At 33.9% G+C, this 2,108-nt stretch carries 2 protein-coding genes and 1 pseudogene; all 3 read left to right on the top strand.

Features of this window, described 5'->3' with window-relative positions; all coding sequences use genetic code 11:
- Positions 1-142: 142 nt before the first annotated feature.
- On the top strand, positions 143-595 hold the full coding sequence (locus AC6F8J_RS04625; protein ID WP_500721379.1) for a DUF6431 domain-containing protein: 453 nt from the start codon (positions 143-145) through the stop codon (positions 593-595).
- Positions 596-664: 69 nt separating this feature from the next.
- Complete coding sequence (locus tag AC6F8J_RS04620; protein ID WP_500721378.1) at positions 665-1,909, top strand: DDE-type integrase/transposase/recombinase; 1,245 nt, start codon at positions 665-667, stop codon at positions 1,907-1,909.
- Positions 1,909-2,108: pseudogene (locus tag AC6F8J_RS04615) on the top strand (ExeA family protein); the annotation flags it as partial. The gene AC6F8J_RS04620 and the pseudogene AC6F8J_RS04615, both read left to right, overlap by 1 nt.

Genomic DNA, 2,108 nt, shown 5'->3' with positions numbered 1-2,108 from the left:
CATCTGTGAATAACTGTGGATAATAAAGGAAAAATTCAAGCAAGGCAACCTTAAAAAACGATTGCCTTGCTCTTATCACTTTTTCCACAGGAAAAAATTTCGTCAATTTTTTTTGATTTTTATTGGGTCTGAACAGTAACTTATAAATCTTGATTTTCATAAACTCATATGCCCTTGTGGTCAAACTGGCCAACTAATCAAACATGGCAAGTACACCCGTTCTGTTAAAACACCCGAGAAGCTTATGCCTTTAGAGATTAAAAGACTTAAGTGCAAAGCTTGCTCAAAGACCCATGCGCTCATGCCAGAATTTCTTGTTCCCTATTCTAGAATTCTTTTAGAGGATCATCTTTCTATTATTGAAAACTTTGAAAATAACGTGTCTAATGACGGAGTCATGTTCTCTAATCCTTTTATTGATGAAGACAACATTTCTTATGTGATTAAACAGTATCGTTTACATTGGAAAGAAAAATTAATAGCTTTTGATATTAAGCTCAATCAAAGCATAGCTGAGAGTTGCTTTTCTTTTTTTAAAAGGCAGTTTATGCAGATTAAGCGAGTCTCAAATATTTTATTTCTTCAACCCACATAACCTTCATTCATTTTTTAGAATTTTTGTTTTATCCTCATAGTAGTCTTAAATTTTAGGAGGATTTTTACGATGAATGAAGAAAAAAGAAAAGCACTAGGCCTTTTTAGATACGCAATCATTGCTCCAATTATCAGTGGGACCTTTGATGAACACGGTAGTCTTCATGGCTTTTTTAGGGATGCGGCTAAAAAACTCTACACTTTACCAAGCGGAAAAGAGGTTCATGTTTCCGAATCAACCATCGAAAGATGGTACTATCAGTATCAAAAAAATGGATTTGATGCCTTGTTACCTAAACATCGTGAGGATCTTGGGTTATCAAGAAAGCTAGACGAAGATATGATTGAACAACTCAATTACCTAAAAAAAACTTACCCAAGACTTCCTGCTACACTGGTATATCAGAACCTGATAGACAATGGCACCATTAGAAAAGATGATGTTTCTCTTTCTACTATTAACAGATACATTAATCAACTTAACTTAGAGAATGGCACGACAACAAATAAAGATATGAGACGGTATGAAAGACCTCATATCAATGAGGCTTGGTATGGTGATAGTAGTGTTGGCCCTTATTTAAAGGTTAATGGAAAAAAGAAGAAAGTCTGGATTCAAGCCTTGATTGATGATGCTTCAAGGTACATAGTAGGCATTGATGTTTTCTTTAACGATAATTACATTAATCTAATGTCCATATTAAAATCAGCTGTTACCAAGTTTGGCCGACCCAAAATTCTTAGTTTTGATAATGGATCTGCTTACAAAAACAAGCAGATGTCGTTACTAGGAGCTCGGATTGGTGTCTCTTTGAATTATTGCGCGCCATATACGCCTACTCAAAAAGCGAAAATCGAGCGTTGGTTTAGAACCTTAAAGCAACAATGGATGTCCACTTTAAATATGGATGACTTTAAGGATTTAGATGACTTAAGAACATCTTTAAACGCTTATGTACAGCACTACAACCAAAGAGTTCATAGTTCCCTCGGTGGACTGTCACCTCAAGATCGATTTTTCAGTGAGTCTAAATTTATTAAACGATTGTCAGAAGATCAGATTAATAAAAGTTTTCTACTGGAGTATGAACGTCGGGTTTCTTCAGATAATGTTATTGTTTTAGATGGTGTGGAGTACGAAGTTGATTATCGTTATTCTAAACAGAAAATTACATTAAGATATTCTCCAGATTTAAGTGAGGTATTTGTTGTAGACCCTATAAAAGATGTTTTGACGCCTATCAAACTTTTAAATAAATGCGATAATTCAAAAATAAAACGTACAAAAATAAAATTAACTGGAGGCTTAGAATAATGACTTATATACAGCGGTATGGTTTGGAATTTAATCCTTTCATCAAAAGCAAAAAAGACATTGTGGTTGAAACTTCAGAATATAAAGAAGTGATTTATCGATTGAATTACTTATTAGATACAAAAGGCTTTGGTTTGATTACCGGTGGTCCTGGTCGCGGTAAAACAACAGTTATAAGAAATTTTTCGAAATCTTTAAA

This window comes from Petrocella sp. (assembly GCF_059865615.1).
This window is presented reverse-complemented; position numbering and strand designations above follow the sequence as displayed.